General features: G+C 44.5%; 14 protein-coding genes. 3 read left to right on the forward strand and 11 right to left on the reverse strand.

Annotation, left to right across the window (positions count from 1 at the left end):
• The first annotated feature begins 204 nt into the window (after nt 1-204).
• Together LEP1GSC058_RS16335 and LEP1GSC058_RS16340 are read left to right on the forward strand one after the other, a co-directional pair.
• Complete coding sequence (locus LEP1GSC058_RS16335) at nt 205-906, forward strand: alpha/beta hydrolase (RefSeq protein ID WP_016550094.1); 702 nt, start codon at nt 205-207, stop codon at nt 904-906.
• Nucleotides 903-1,571 carry a hypothetical protein gene (locus LEP1GSC058_RS16340; protein ID WP_016550569.1) on the forward strand — a complete coding sequence of 223 codons (669 nt, stop codon included), beginning with the start codon at nt 903-905 and terminating at the stop codon, nt 1,569-1,571. The genes LEP1GSC058_RS16335 and LEP1GSC058_RS16340 overlap by 4 nt, the downstream gene beginning before the upstream one ends.
• A gap of 27 nt (nt 1,572-1,598) precedes the next feature.
• Here LEP1GSC058_RS16340 and LEP1GSC058_RS16345 read toward each other — a convergent pair whose 3' ends face one another.
• The 10 genes from LEP1GSC058_RS16345 to LEP1GSC058_RS16390 form a co-directional block, all read right to left on the reverse strand.
• On the reverse strand, nt 1,599-1,964 hold the full coding sequence (locus LEP1GSC058_RS16345; protein WP_039948468.1) for a winged helix-turn-helix transcriptional regulator: 366 nt from the start codon (nt 1,962-1,964) through the stop codon (nt 1,599-1,601).
• A 129-nt stretch (nt 1,965-2,093) separates the two neighbouring features.
• Entirely contained in the window at nt 2,094-2,723 is a 630-nt protein-coding gene (locus tag LEP1GSC058_RS16350) for a CDGSH iron-sulfur domain-containing protein (protein ID WP_039948470.1), read from the reverse strand.
• Nucleotides 2,724-2,856: 133 nt separating this feature from the next.
• Entirely contained in the window at nt 2,857-3,867 is a 1,011-nt protein-coding gene (locus tag LEP1GSC058_RS16355) for a bestrophin family protein (RefSeq protein ID WP_016549605.1), read from the reverse strand.
• A 1-nt stretch (nt 3,868) separates the two neighbouring features.
• A complete protein-coding gene (locus tag LEP1GSC058_RS16360; protein ID WP_016550591.1) occupies nt 3,869-4,348 on the reverse strand; it encodes a group II truncated hemoglobin in 480 nt (159 codons plus the stop codon).
• A gap of 174 nt (nt 4,349-4,522) precedes the next feature.
• The gene (locus LEP1GSC058_RS16365) at nt 4,523-5,245 is read right to left on the reverse strand and encodes a phosphate signaling complex PhoU family protein (RefSeq protein WP_039948472.1); all 723 of its coding nucleotides are present in this window, start codon (nt 5,243-5,245) and stop codon (nt 4,523-4,525) included.
• 211 nt (nt 5,246-5,456) lie between these two features.
• Nucleotides 5,457-5,873 (reverse strand): MAPEG family protein, encoded by a 417-nt coding sequence (locus LEP1GSC058_RS16370; RefSeq protein WP_039948474.1) that lies wholly within the window; start codon nt 5,871-5,873, stop codon nt 5,457-5,459.
• 108 nt (nt 5,874-5,981) lie between these two features.
• The gene (locus LEP1GSC058_RS16375; protein WP_016550942.1) at nt 5,982-7,112 is read right to left on the reverse strand and encodes an imelysin family protein; all 1,131 of its coding nucleotides are present in this window, start codon (nt 7,110-7,112) and stop codon (nt 5,982-5,984) included.
• 114 nt (nt 7,113-7,226) lie between these two features.
• Entirely contained in the window at nt 7,227-8,822 is a 1,596-nt protein-coding gene (locus tag LEP1GSC058_RS16380) for a di-heme oxidoreductase family protein (protein WP_016550411.1), read from the reverse strand.
• A gap of 50 nt (nt 8,823-8,872) precedes the next feature.
• Nucleotides 8,873-10,273, reverse strand: a complete 1,401-nt coding sequence (locus tag LEP1GSC058_RS16385) for an imelysin family protein (protein WP_016550561.1) — start codon at nt 10,271-10,273, stop codon at nt 8,873-8,875.
• Between the two features lie 394 nt (nt 10,274-10,667).
• A complete protein-coding gene (locus tag LEP1GSC058_RS16390) occupies nt 10,668-11,672 on the reverse strand; it encodes a hypothetical protein (RefSeq protein WP_016550361.1) in 1,005 nt (334 codons plus the stop codon).
• A 144-nt stretch (nt 11,673-11,816) separates the two neighbouring features.
• On the opposite strand from LEP1GSC058_RS16390, the gene LEP1GSC058_RS16395 reads away from it, so the two are divergent.
• A complete protein-coding gene (locus tag LEP1GSC058_RS16395; protein ID WP_016549779.1) occupies nt 11,817-12,467 on the forward strand; it encodes a hypothetical protein in 651 nt (216 codons plus the stop codon).
• A 56-nt stretch (nt 12,468-12,523) separates the two neighbouring features.
• Here the strand turns inward: LEP1GSC058_RS16395 and LEP1GSC058_RS16400 are convergent, their stop codons facing one another.
• Nucleotides 12,524-13,756 (reverse strand): TCR/Tet family MFS transporter, encoded by a 1,233-nt coding sequence (locus tag LEP1GSC058_RS16400; RefSeq protein ID WP_016550545.1) that lies wholly within the window; start codon nt 13,754-13,756, stop codon nt 12,524-12,526.
• Nucleotides 13,757-13,786 lie beyond the last annotated feature (30 nt).

Genomic DNA, 13,786 nt, shown 5'->3' on the forward strand with positions numbered 1-13,786 from the left:
ATAAAACGCTGTTCGGTCGATTTGAACATTTGTTCGCATTCATTCATCTTTATCGGTGTGGATTATTTCGATTCGTTTTTCAAAATGAATGAATGGAAAGAAACTCCCGATTCGCTAATAGATTTGTCGTAACTCTATTCACTTATATTTTTGAACGTTTAAAACCTATTGCCATCACGGAGTGTATCGTTCAAAACGGAAAAGATGTCTCTCAATATTCCGTTAGAACAGATCGGTCCTCTGAAGGCGGCTCGGATCAAAGGCGATCCAAACGGTCCGTACGTGATTTTCTTTCACGGTTATGGTGCGAACGCTTACGATCTTCTTCCGCTTTACTCTTATATGGATGTTCCTATAGGAACGAATTTTATTTTTCCGGACGGTATCCTGGAAATTCCCTTAATGCCAGGCTATAACGGAAGGGCCTGGTTTCCGATCGATATGGAAGCGTTGCAACGGGCAATGATGGCCGGGGGGTATCGTGATTTTTCGGATCGTTATCCGCAAGGGTTGGCTGAAGCGAGAGAAAAGGCCGTGCAAATGATCGAGGCTCTGAATGTTCCGATGGATCGAATCGTTATAGGAGGGTTTAGTCAAGGTTCGATGCTCGCGACCGATATCACTCTCCGAGCCGAAACAAAACCGAAAGGCTTAGTTATACTTTCCGGCACTCTAATCGATGAACCGGAATGGTCTCGGTTAGCCAAAAAGACTCCAGGTTATCCTTTTTTTCAAAGCCATGGTCGAATGGACCCCGTCCTAGGTTACCCTGCGGCAAAGAAACTGGAAACTTTATTAAAAGAAGCGGGCTGGGAGGGAGAGTTGTTGGCGTTTCCTGGTGGACATGAAATCCCGGAGGTAGTACTCCTCGCTATGAACCGTTATTTAAAAGATCTCATGCAATGACTTATTTGATCGAAAAGTATATCGCGCTCAAAAATAAGTATCGGAACTACGATACTAAGGAAGCCCTGAAACGGATGCAGGCTTTTCGGATCGCGTTGAAGGAGCTGGAAGATAAAGGATTTCGAACGGGTGTGGAGATCCTTGGTTCGATCAATTTTGGCATCGTTGAGCCGTCTTCGGATGTCGATTGTATTCTTCTACATTATTGCGATCTTCATAAGGACGAATGTCCGGAATATTGCCCCAACTTTTTATACGAAGCGGAAGAGATTAAAACGAGTCTTCGTAAACGCTTAAAAGACGAAAATCTAAAAGTGGAGTTCTTGGATTGTATCAATTTGAGAATGGTGGAAAAAGCTCTTGAATCGGGACATTTAAAGGAACACGAGGTTTTACGACGACTTCTCTTTTATAGAACGATAGGTCGCCCCGTCAATAGGCCGCTCTTTATCCCGTATTGCGAAAAATTGGAAGAAAACGAAGAGTATATTAAGGAAATCTTAGAGTGGGGCTCGGAAGCTTTACAATCATATCTAGGCACGTCGAGACATCGTTTTTCGTTTAACAAATACAATGAAAGAATCGAGAGTTCCGGGCTTCAATTGCCTCTCGGATTGAAAGAAGAACTTGCAAGCTATCTGGAAGAAGGGGAGAAAATACCCTAAGTCGGTCAAACTTCGATCAATGTCGGCTTATTTATAGAGATGTTGATCCTGGATATAATCGATTCCGTTTTTCTTTAAGTAATCGATTCCCCATTCGCTTAAAAATTCGAATAACGGCGCCAACGATCGGCCGAAGTCGGTCAGAGAATACTCCACCCGTAACGGTCTTTCGGAAATAACATCTCGATTTAAAAGTTTGTTTCCTTCCAATTCCTTTAATTGTTGAACCAAGACTTTTTCCGAAATTCCCGGCAAGTTGATCTTTATATCTTTGTAACTTTTATGTTTGAAGTGATAGAGATGAGATAGTATCAATATCTTCCATTTTCCGGTGAAAAAACTGAGAGATACGTCTACCGGACAAGTAAAGGTTTTATTATTTAGCTCAATCATGACTCTGACCGTGTTTGCAATATGAAAAAGTTTGATTTCTCTTTAAATCGTTATCGTGATTGCGAGTCGGATGCAATCCATATATAGACTGCATTGATTTATGGGACTTCGCTGAACTCGGAAAATTAATTACTCCGACAAAAATTTAATTTTCTTATGCGTTCCGTCGCAATACGGCTTATTGGAAGAGCCGCCGCATCTACACAAGTATGCTTCTTCGATACGATCGATCATATGACCCGTGCCGGTGCAAATTTCAAGATTTCCTTGTATTTTCAAAGGACCATTTTTAGTAGGAGTGATCAATAGCTTACCATTTCGGGTGACAAGCGTTTTCGGCTCTAACGCAGCGGCGGGTTCTCCGGTCGCCATGAATTGGATGGTAGTATGACTGCTATCGCAGAACGGTTTATTCTTAGACGCTCCGCATCGGCAAAGAGTGGCTCTAAACTCCAATCCATGTCCGACAATATCCATATCGGCGTTAAATGCGAGCGGCCCGTTTTCACGAACGCGAACTACATTTACGATAGGCGCGGTTTCGGATGTACTTGAATTTGTTTCGAATTTAATCGCTCCCGAAGGACAATTGAGGGCCAATTGTTTGATTTCCTCCTCCGAGGCTCGATCGGGGTAAATCCAATCTCCATCGACGTTAGGAACGAATACGTCGGGTCGACTCAATACACAATTACGAGAGTGGATGCATTTTTTCCCGTCGAAAAAGATAGTTACACTTTTGCCTTTTATCGTGTCCATAGGGATCAGCCTCTTGCTTTTAAATTATCTTGGATAAATTCCGCGCTTCCTAAAAAAATCCGATTTACCGAAGCAGTATATTATCTATTTAAAATATATTTTTAAACGAGAACATCCCGCCGAAAATTCGATCTCACAGCAAAATATTATTTACCGGTTCTAATTTCGAAGGTAATTCAGTTTCACCCAAAAATTCGCGTAAGTCAATTTCAATATTTCTACAGATCGCCGTCATAGGGATATCGTTAATAGCGTTTTCAAAAGGATTTTCACTATCATCGCCGATCTGTTCGGTCACCATAAAAACCCAGGAAATGAGAATATGCGAGGGAATCATAAGCCATACAACGGTATCACTCGCTTTTTCAAATTCACTCAAAAGGCCGAACGGAAGCAGAAGTATAAAAATCCAGACGAATACTTTACTAAAATACGAATATTGTCGAGGTAACGGAAATAATTTAATACTTTCACATTCTCCTTGGCATCGGTAGTTCTCCGTGATTACTTGGGCCATCTCGAATTTCGCCGTCGTTTCTAAAATTCCTAAATCATTCAGTTCCGTTAATCGGGCGTATTGCCGGTTCAGTATATGCGCGGCTACGTTCGTTTTTGTTTCAAGGAATGAAATTTCAGATTCATCTAAAAAGGGGATTAATTCGTCCCTCATACTCTTTTTCGTTTCAAGATGCGATTGCGTGACAAGCTTTCGCGAGGTATCCGTCTTGCTACGCGTATTAGACATCCGTAATTGGTATCGCAATGCGTTCGTAAAAGCAATTTGCCGATAGACCAGCTCTTTCCTGATTAGATGGAGCTCGGCTTCCTGCGAGGAATTTTCGGGAAGCTGATTGCGTATGTGATGCAAAACCGTCGAAGCCCAGTTGCGACTGTTATTTACGATTCGGCCCCATGTCTGTTGCGCTTCCCAGAGACGATCGTAGGAGGAGTTATTCTTGAATCCTAGGAAAAACGCTACGACCATTCCGATCAGACTGATCGGCAAGAAAGGAAGACCGGCAGTTTCGAATCCGAAGCATTTCACTAGTAAGTAAACGGAGCCGGAGATGGAGGCATAAATTAAAAGCATTTTCCAGGCATAGTGGAACATGATTGCGGGCTTTATGGAACGAGCAGTATACATTTTACTCCGGTAAATAAGGGCCGCCAGGTTCTCCCCATCCCCATTTCGGCATCGGCTCGTTCGGATTCATAAGCAGTTCGTCGGTGTTCGAGTTATTTACCGCGATTCTTGTTCCCCATTCTATATAAGCGACGAACGCAGATCTAAATTCGGGATCGCTGGGAAGATCAATCTCGTCTGCGGTTTCTAAGAGCAATCGTATCCATTGCTTTCTTTGATCTTCCGTTAAACGCTTCGAAAGATGCTTTTGAATCATTTCGTAATGACTTCCCTCTTTCGAACTGTAAATTTTTGGACCTCCGAAAACTTCGGCGATAAAATGCGCCACTCTCTGTTGGTGCTCCGGAGACATATGCTTAAAGACGGGCTCTAATAAATCATCCTGTAAAACTTTCTGATAGAAAAGTTTCGTTAGTTTCTCGAAAGCCGGCAATCCGCCGGCCCATTCATATAAGGACGGGATTTTCTTTTTTTCATTCATAGTAGTTTAAATAAATGTTAAGTTTCGTAAAACGGACTTACCGATAAGTAAGCCCGCGTTAAGAAAGGATCAATTTATATGAACATCGAGCCCCGGTTTCGGTATTCGTCAACAGGAATAAGTCGATTTCTATTAGGGAAAAAAGGAGAAATTTGCGGAGAAGGGATTACTTTTTTACGACGGTGTTTTTACTTTCTCGGTGACCTGGACCGGATCGGATAGATGACGTATATCCATTCCGGTGTTAAGGCGCACGAGCTCTTCGGCGATGTTTACCGCATAGTCGCCGGCTCGTTCGATTCCTAAGATTATTCTGTATAAATCGGCGAATTGGTTTTTGTCCAGCCTAGGGTCCATCACGAATTTTAGAAAGGCGCCGTTACAAAGGTTGTTCAATTCTTCTTCGACAGTATGAACCGAACCATAGAATCGGTTCTTTTCCTCGACAAGAGATTCTACTGCCATTCCGACAAGAGTTACGACTCGGGAGAGCATTTTATCAAGGATTTCCTCCTGACGAAAAAATCCCTTCGGTAGCAATCCTCTTCTGTAGCACGTAGCGCAGTTTACGATCTGGTCCCCCATTCTTTCCAAATTGCGGTTAATTCTGATTGCGGACAGAGCAAATCGAAGCGGGTCTTTCTTTAACACGACTTCGCCGTCTACTTGGTCCATTCCCAATAAATTACGATTAGCAACAGCCTCTAAAATCGCATTCTGCGAAAGGTTATCATTCTGTTTTTCTAAACTATCAATCAAGTCGTCGCGTTCTATCACTTGCTTTGCTAGATCCGGATTTTCCTGTTCGATCGCATCGCCAAAAACTAAAATCTGCTCCAGACATAATTCGGCCATAGCGTACAAGTTGCGTCTGAGATAATCGAATTTAGAAGCCATCTGATAAGCGAACCAGTCAGAATGTAGTCGTAATTTCGATCAAGGTCAAGATGATTTTTTCCTTAGAAGAACTTTGTAACATATCTCTCGGATATCGAAGCGTAGATCCCGTTTCTACTACGTTTATATCGGCGTAACGAGAAAAATCTCAGTAGCGCCGGCACAGTTGTATCTCCATGTCTTACAAGAATCTAATGTAATCGAGCGAGGCCTATGGTAGGCTCTGTATAAGAAGGTAGAGCATCGAAACAAAAGAAGCGTATTGAAGTAAGAATCCTGTAAATCGGATATTTACGGGCCATTCGCCGCCCCCACTTAGGTGTGCGGATGTTTGGAGAATTCTAGATGCGAATGCGGTCCATGCGAATAAATCAAACATGGCCGGATTAGGATCCAATATTGCCCCTGCAAAAACTAGAACCGCAAAGATAGGTAGATTCTCTAAACAATTTAAATGGGCCCGATATAATCTCCAGTAGAAGTCGCTTCCGTGTTGGATCCACGCAGGAAACTCGTTCGATTTCTTCTTTCCTGTAAGCACTAGGGTTACTCGAAATAGAATAATTCCGAAACCTAAAAGCAAGGTCCAGCTCGTAAATGATAAGAGAGCGTGTAAGGAACTGTACATAGTCCGTTAATAGAAAGTGAAGTCGCTTCGCTGGCAAGAATAATTTAACGTCGTCATCATGACGAAAATCACTATGTTTGTTCTTTCAGTAGCGATTCGAAATGATCGCTAATCTCCGTCCGCATTAGACGGCATAGCGGGTACTCCTAACACCGAAAGTAAATCGGTTCCGGTAAGAGTTCTCAGAGTTTTCAATTTTATCCAAAGCGGGGAAACTTGCGCGTTAATTGTGGAAGACCCCGCGCCGATGTCGGCGTACAGGTCGGAGGCTCCGGCGGTTTTTGCCTGCAAAGTCGTTTTTAAGTCTGCAATCGCATTCTTGATATTCGCGTCTACGGAGGAATTTTGGGCTTGGACCATTACGGAAAGCGACTTCGCTTGGGAATCCCCCGTATTTCCGACATAGGCAAATTCGATACCGTAAACATTATCCAACAAGTCTTGGTATGCGTTTCTAGAAAAAATCGCTTCCGTTAAGTTCGAATGAGCTGTGCCTGCGGAACTTAAACTTAAACCGGCAGGGGTTCCCGTTTTTTGATCTCGCGTTACCTCCGCCAAGCTTGCAATTTTCGTAACGTATGTGTCGAAAGCTTCTTTCGAGGATTGAAAATAACCGCTACCGCCGACATAGTTCCCGATAAAATTTCCGCCGGTCGATTTCCACTGGCTGTTTAAATTTCTTGCATCATCATAGATAACCTGCGCGAGGGCTTGAATATAATCCAATCTACGTTGATAACCGGCATTAGAACCGTTCGCGGCAAGGATATTCGCGGAACTTGAAATATTCGCGTCATTCCCGTCCGAACTGAAGATCAACATTTCTAACGCTTCGAAGCCTCTGCGAACCGTACTGTACGTTAATACGTTACTTTCATTTATAGTGGGAAAGCTTGCAGTATTGGTAAGCACTGCCGAGATATTGTTCCATTTGGGTCGCTGTAATTTTTCGAATCCGTCTAAATTAGTGAAATAGTATCCGGGTGGGTTTTCGGCAGGACCGAAATAAAAAACTTCAGATTTTTTTAATGAACTTCTCGCGGTTTTCCAAGCTTGTTGCAGATTCGAGAGCTTAGTTGCGTTGGTCGGATCCGAACAATAGTTTTGCGCCGAGGTCGTTAGACTTAAAGTCTTATTCTCCAGGTCTTGCAGCGTAGGTAGGATAAGATTGTTTCCCGAATAGGTTAGGAATTCCGTATAGGACGGTTGCGCAGCTAGTAAGAACGCGACGGTCGTCATATCCGTTCCTTTATTCGGTTGGCAAGAAAATGAACAGAACGTTGAGAAGCCCGCAAATAATATTGTCGAGGCCGTTGAATTGAAATTAGAATGATATTTCATTGTTGCCCTGCTTTAAAGTGAATTTAGGAATTTAAGTAAATCGTTTCTATCGGATGCGGACAGCAGTTGAAAATTCGATCTTGCGCCTGCCGCCTCTCCTCCGTGCCATAAGATTGCCTCTTCCGGCCCGTTGGCTCTTCCATCGTGGAGTAGTCTTTGGTGTCCGTTGACATTTTGAATTAAACCTAGCCCCCAAAGCGGCGGAGTTCTCCATTCGTTTCCGGTCGCGTCAAAGTCGGATCGTCCGTCGGCTAAGCCGGATCCCATATCGTGCAGAAGCAAGTCCGTATAAGGCTTTATGTATTGGGATGAGTTTTCCGGAAAATCGGGTACGACGCCTGTCACCGTTAAAGGCTTGTGACAAGAGGCACAACCGATGGAAATAAACAACTGTTTTCCATGTACGACTTGGGTATCGTTAACGGATCGTCGACCGGGAGCACCAACGAGTTGCCCGTAAAAATTTATCGGATCAACGATGCTGGAAGTGATCTCCGGGTCGCCCGATCCGTTTGCGGCATCCAAACAAATTGTTTGAATCGTCGGACAATTATCCGTAGGGTTTAAAGGACTTGTTATGCCGATATCTCCGAGAAATGCATCCTGATTCTGCTGAGACAAGCTAGGTTGATTCGCTTTCCAACCGAAACGACCTAACGCTTTTTTTCCCGCGGCAGTATCCCAAACATAATTAGGTTTTCCTGAAATTCCGTCTCCGTCCGCATCGTTTGGATCCGCCCAGGATAGAATCGTACTTTCAGGTATCGCTTCCAGTAATCCTAATCCGGCAATCATCGGAGCTACTCTAGGAGAATAATGGAATCCGCCCGCGGCGCTCGTGGGATCTCCGAAATTCCAACCGGAAAACGAATACGATGGTTGTGAAAGTGTAACGGAAGTTCCGTCCGTATAAGTGGTACCTGAGCAGGTCGCGCAAACGGGTGCGGCGACAGAATTATAAGTTACGGATGCGTGTCCTTCTTCAGGAGTTGCAGCCACAGTGTGCGACGTGGGATGAAGATTTGTAAAACTTGAAATTCCTTGCTGATTCAATTGAAGCCCGTAATTGTCGGTCGGAATCGGACCTCCAGTCGTGGAGTTAGCGCCGTCTTTGGACAACCTCAACAACATACTAACGGCAATATCGAAAGAACCCCCGTAAGTCGGAGGAGAAGCGCCGTTATTCGGAGGAGCTCCTCTCCCATCTTTTTTGTGGCAGGCTTGGCAGGAGCTTGCGTTGAACGTGGGCCCTTTCCCGGAAAGAGCGCTATTTCCTTCTTGAGACCAATTCGTATTAAAGAACGCGTGCCCTGCGTTGAATTGAGTCGAACCGTCTATCCGAAGATTGAAAGCAGGTAGGCTAAACGCGTTGACCGTATTGTCAAATACGGTTGTCCAACCTCCGGAATATGCCTCGCCTGGGTCCTGATTTAGATTCAACAAAATAAAGGCCATTTCGGCTGCGTTGTTTTTCGATTCGTGTTTGCAGGAACAGAAAGGCGGAACAAGCAGCAGAATAACGGCCGCGATTCCCGTAGAAAGCCGGGTCAGCTTAGGTAAAAATTTCTCGGATTTGACCGAAGGGAGTGATTTAAAATTACAGTTCATTTTTTTTCTTTAAGTATCAGGTTATGCTTTTGTTTCAGTTCGGTTAAATATCACTTATTGGTAAAGTCTGTGATCGTAATTCCCAGAGCCGTCGCAGCCGTAACAAAATCCTTCTTCAATCGGTCGCCGATCAATACTTGAGCGTTCTGAAGAGTTTGATAATCCGGGCTTTGAGATCCCGGAAAACCGTTGAATCCATTCATTATGATCTGGTCATAGCGCCCGGTTATTGATCCGGATGGGCAGGCAGAAGTATAATTCGGATCGGCGATACTCTCTACGTTGTTGACGCAGAATGTGTCTCTCGCTTGTGTGATTTCGGCGTTTATATTTCCTTGACCTAAGATTCCTAATAATGCGGACAATCCCGGTCCGGTGCTGGAAGGATTATTTTTTACTAATGTATAACTTCCGCTCCAAAGATTCAAAACGCTTTGGGCGTCGTAGTAAAAGTCGGATTTAGTATTGTCGCTAAAGCAAGAGTGTTCGTCTTCCTGATCATGAGCGTAAATTCCTTTTAACCGATCTCCTCCCCATTCCCCGGCGATAAACTTTCCTAACCCTCGAAATACCTGAGTGAGCGATGCGTTCGGGTCCGCTAGAAACGCTTGTCGATACGGGCCCGGAGCGCTCGAAGTTCCCCATGCGTCCCTGACTAATTTTAAATGACCGACTAACGCGTCTGTGACGGTTTTTAGATAATTCCCGCGGTTGCTTCCGGTTCCGCCGTTATTTCCGCCTTGTCCATTGCTATTGCAAGTGGTCGGAGAACCTGTAAAGCAAGTGTAATCGGCAAGCCCCGCTACTTGATTGTAAGTCTGAGGACTTCCGGAATTATCCTGTCCCCAGAGGAGGTATTCGATCGCATGCCATCCCGTTAGAATAATGGTCGTATCGTCGGTATTCCCGGGTGATCCGATGGAAATATCTCCGTTTCTAGCTAAAATCGAGGCAAAACTCGTCGTGTTGTTTCCGCCCTGAACATAATTATCGATTGCTATTTCGTCTAACGGCCATGAGTTGATGAGACTCTCGCAAGCATAAGTCGTATCGCCGACATAATTAGTTCCTGCCCCGCAACCTTGCCAGCTGATGCTTGAGATGCTGGCCACGTCGATCGGCCCTCCGGCAAATCGAAACGCTTCGGTAAGTAAGTAGGAAGCCCTGGCTTTGATCCAAGCGCTCTTAGCGGCGATTAGGTTTGCCGCGCTCGGAGTCGTCACGAAGGTATTTACCGCAGTTTGAAGAACGGTTAAGTCTTGGTAATTTTTATTATAAGATTCGTAAGCCAAGTCGGCGTAGCGACTCACGACTTGCTGTCTCGAGGCGGAAGGCTGGTTACCTAAAATCGCGGCTAAGGCCATGGAAGAATCGCCTTTCTTTCCGTTCGTGCAGGATAAAAGAATTCCGATGAATAGAATCGGGAACCCAGAGTTAATTGTCCGACGCATAAATTTCGCTCCTAAAATAATTTCAAATTTCTCCGGAAAAATCCCCGAGAGGCGTCACCTAACGGGGCCAGAGTTGAACTGTGGGATGACTCCCTCCGGACTCCGCTGGGAACCGGCCTGATAATGCAGATGAGAATCAATCTCAAAAAATGTCAAGAAAATTTTACCTTTAACCTTCCTTATCGAGAATGGCAGACATATAAAGATTCCGCTCTTTTCGCCGAATTGTATCCTTCTGTTAGCGAATCCTTATGGAGCAAAGGGGGAGTTCATTTGTCCTTTTTTTGATAATGAGGATGATTCTCAGAAATATTTAGCCAATTAAACTGTCAATCCAATTTTTTAGCCTAGGTACTTGCAAAGTTTTATCAAAGCTCAGAAGATTCTGCGAAGCTTAAACTTCCGGCGCGAGGCCATGGGACGAGTCGTCAGTCAAAATTTCGAACGCGGCAGAGCGAGAGGAGAAAAGTCGTAAAGGAGACGTTTCTCCGCGCCTAGTGACAAAAAGTTCGGCCCTGCCTAGTTTCGTATTCAAACAGTATTTCCAACCACCCGGAGGATTATTGTATCGTAAGCAAGCGAAGTCGGATCGATTTGCGTGAATCCTTCCTTCGATTTTAATTTCGGAAGACGAAGCGGAGAATTTCCAATCGAAGTAGGAATAGGAAGCTCTAAAAAGAGACTTTAGCGGGTCGTTTAATTTATATTCAAGATTTCTAAATCGAAGAACGATAGGAGTAATTCCCGGAGTCCAAAAAGGGCCTAATTTCAGTTTTGCAGTCGCTAATTCTAAGAACGAATCGGGTTCACCGTCGAATCCGCAAACCTGTCCCCAGGCATACCGATCCGTATGTCTGCTTCCCCAATTATGATTATGAGAGCCTTTCCAATTCTCTATAGGGAGTTCCTTACCTTGCAATTTTAAAACTCCGTTAAATACGGCTAAGGGCCGACCCACTAAGACTTTCGCTTTCGGAAAGTTCGACTCGTAGTATTTTTCGGGAAATAAGAATACTGGAGAACTTCCTTCACTCAATGATAAGTCCCATTCTATTTTTTGGGACCGATCTTTCGAATCGGCTTGCCCTATCGCTCTTTCTTTTGTGAGATAAGACGCTCCGATTCTGACAATGAACGGATCCGCATTAAATTCGCATTCTTGAATAGGAAATTCGGATTTGAAACTCGAATGTGAATTGGATTCCCCGTCAAAATAAATCGCCCAAAGTTCTCCTAATGCGGATTGAAGAGGCTGTCTAGGGGAGAATATCGTATATCGAATCCAGATGGCTAATGGGCGATGGGGGTGATTGGCTCGTACAAACCAACTTTCATAATGCCCGCTTTTAGATTCCCTATTAAACCGCGGCTGGTCAAAGTTTGTTCGAATTTGATTCATGCTGATTGAAGGTATGTGAAATTACGTACCGCGCAAGCAGAATACTGATCGCTTCATTTATGCCGATTATCGATTAAGAATTCTTGAAGCTTATTCGAATTTCCGACTCGACGGGGGCGAAGAATTAGGTAGGGTAGTTTTATTATGGAAATCGCCCGTTATTCCCCCGAAGCTTGGCAGAATGCAGTAGCCGGTTACGCTGGAGAAATTCGCCGCATCGGTCATGAGAAATCTCCGTTTTGGCTCGTAGTCAGAACGTTCGCGTCGGCGGCATGCGAGGCGGACGATCCCGAATCTTTTTATGACGATTTGGATGCCGGATTTACGAGAGAACTAACGGAAGAAGACGAGTATCGTTTTGACGAAGCTCTCTCAAACGTTCTAGATCAATCTACGGAAATCTTAGTCGCGATTTCGGAAGCTTATAACGAAGAAGATGAAGAGCGCGCGGAAGCCGTGACTGACGAGGCAATTTCCGGAATCTTAGCCGGCCTAAAGGACGCAGGGATTCAGACGATGGCGGATTCCGATCTTATCGGAGTTGCTATTCGGATTTTGAATACTCGACTCGCTTTGTATGAAATTCCCGTAGACGAAAGCTTTAGTTTGGATAGTTTGAAGGCGATTTCCGACGAAGAAGAAAGAAGCATACTGGAACCGTTCGTTTTCTTTCTCCTGGAAGATTATAAATCGATCGAAGATCAAGAAGAGCGATTCGCTCTTCTGATGCAGATTCTTTTCGATACTCTCTGGGCACTATTTTATTTAGGACTGGAAGAGGACGAAGAAGATTAATAATTTCTAAATAGGTCGAACCACCCGGTTCGCAACATTTAGAAATAATAAACGAATTAGCTTGTCGTAATTCTTCTTTTTTCCGCCCGGAAGCATGCCACGCAGATGATGCCGCTCACGACCGCCAGACAAGAGCTCATGATAAACGGAGCTCCCGGAAAATAAAAGATCGAATCGGATTTCGTAAAATAAGAAAAGAGGTTCGTCATGACGACCGGACCTATGATGGAAGTGAGACTCATAATACTTCCCATCATTCCCTGTAGCTCGCCCTGCGCGTTAGCCGGTATATGGTTGGAAACGTAACCTTGAATCGCCGGTGTCGCGAGAAAGCTGAATGCGAACGGGACCAACAACGCGTACATCATCCACCCTTGTGTGGATATGGCAAATAGAATGCTGACGAAAATTCGGACAAAGATTCCCAAGTAGGCTGCGTTCTTTTGACCTAACTTAGGAATGATAACCCTAAGCAAAACGCCTTGTACGAATACGATCGTGATTCCTACGACTCCAAGCGAGTATCCTACCAACTCCTCATTCCATTGGAATTTCTCCATCGTAAAATATGTCCAGGTCGATTCGGAAGAATGGTTTGCGATGAATAGAAGGGCGATGGAAAGTAATAATCCTGATAGCGCTCCGGGGAGTTTATTCACTTGAAACAGAGAGCCGATTGGGTTTGCCCGTTTCCATTCGAATTTTCTTCTGTTTTCTTTCGACAAAGACTCGGGCAGTACGAAATATCCGTAAATCCAATTCAAAAGAGATAATGCGGCTGCGACTAAGAACGGGGCTCTCGGCCCGAACTTACTAAAAATCCCTCCGATAACGGGGCCGATAATGAAACCGATTCCGAAGGCCGCTCCGATTAAGCCGAAATTTTGGGAACGTTTGTCGGGCGTGCTGATATCGGCAATATAAGCCGTCGCAGTACTGAAACTAGCTCCGGTAAGTCCCGCTATGATTCTCCCGATAAACAACCACCAAATGTTCGGAGCTAAAGCCAAAAATACATAATCGATTCCTAATCCTAAGAGGGAGGCAAGTAAAACGGGTCGTCTTCCGAAACGATCGCTTAGGCCGCCTAAAATAGGTGCAAAAATAAATTGTGTAAACGCGTATGCGAATGTCAGCCAACCTCCGTGAAGAGAGGCCTGACTTAGATCTCCACCGATTAATTGTTCGATGAGTTTTGGGACCACTGGAATTATAATCCCGAATCCGGTGAAATCGATCAGTAGAGTGATGAGAATAAAGCGTAGGGCACCCGTTTTGGCGACTGTCATGAAAGGATCCTTAAAGTTTGTTTGAGATTA

It is taken from the genome of Leptospira fainei serovar Hurstbridge str. BUT 6, assembly GCF_000306235.2.
In the GTDB taxonomy this organism is placed as follows: Bacteria; Spirochaetota; Leptospiria; order Leptospirales; family Leptospiraceae; genus Leptospira_B; species Leptospira_B fainei.

Bases quoted from the DNA above. Each gene is read 5' to 3' on its own strand.
- LEP1GSC058_RS16355 (WP_016549605.1), bottom strand. From the start codon at position 3,867: ATGTATACTGCTCGTTCCATAAAGCCCGCAATCATGTTCCACTATGCC.
- LEP1GSC058_RS16390 (WP_016550361.1), bottom strand. From the start codon at position 11,672: ATGAATCAAATTCGAACAAACTTTGACCAGCCGCGGTTTAATAGGGAA.
- LEP1GSC058_RS16370 (WP_039948474.1), bottom strand. From the start codon at position 5,873: ATGTACAGTTCCTTACACGCTCTCTTATCATTTACGAGCTGGACCTTG.
- LEP1GSC058_RS16395 (WP_016549779.1), top strand. From the start codon at position 11,817: ATGGAAATCGCCCGTTATTCCCCCGAAGCTTGGCAGAATGCAGTAGCC.
- LEP1GSC058_RS16335 (WP_016550094.1), top strand. From the start codon at position 205: ATGTCTCTCAATATTCCGTTAGAACAGATCGGTCCTCTGAAGGCGGCT.
- LEP1GSC058_RS16340 (WP_016550569.1), top strand. From the start codon at position 903: ATGACTTATTTGATCGAAAAGTATATCGCGCTCAAAAATAAGTATCGG.
- LEP1GSC058_RS16400 (WP_016550545.1), bottom strand. From the start codon at position 13,756: ATGACAGTCGCCAAAACGGGTGCCCTACGCTTTATTCTCATCACTCTA.
- LEP1GSC058_RS16385 (WP_016550561.1), bottom strand. From the start codon at position 10,273: ATGCGTCGGACAATTAACTCTGGGTTCCCGATTCTATTCATCGGAATT.
- LEP1GSC058_RS16365 (WP_039948472.1), bottom strand. From the start codon at position 5,245: ATGGCTTCTAAATTCGATTATCTCAGACGCAACTTGTACGCTATGGCC.
- LEP1GSC058_RS16350 (WP_039948470.1), bottom strand. From the start codon at position 2,723: ATGGACACGATAAAAGGCAAAAGTGTAACTATCTTTTTCGACGGGAAA.
- LEP1GSC058_RS16375 (WP_016550942.1), bottom strand. From the start codon at position 7,112: ATGACGACCGTCGCGTTCTTACTAGCTGCGCAACCGTCCTATACGGAA.
- LEP1GSC058_RS16345 (WP_039948468.1), bottom strand. From the start codon at position 1,964: ATGATTGAGCTAAATAATAAAACCTTTACTTGTCCGGTAGACGTATCT.
- LEP1GSC058_RS16360 (WP_016550591.1), bottom strand. From the start codon at position 4,348: ATGAATGAAAAAAAGAAAATCCCGTCCTTATATGAATGGGCCGGCGGA.
- LEP1GSC058_RS16380 (WP_016550411.1), bottom strand. From the start codon at position 8,822: ATGAACTGTAATTTTAAATCACTCCCTTCGGTCAAATCCGAGAAATTT.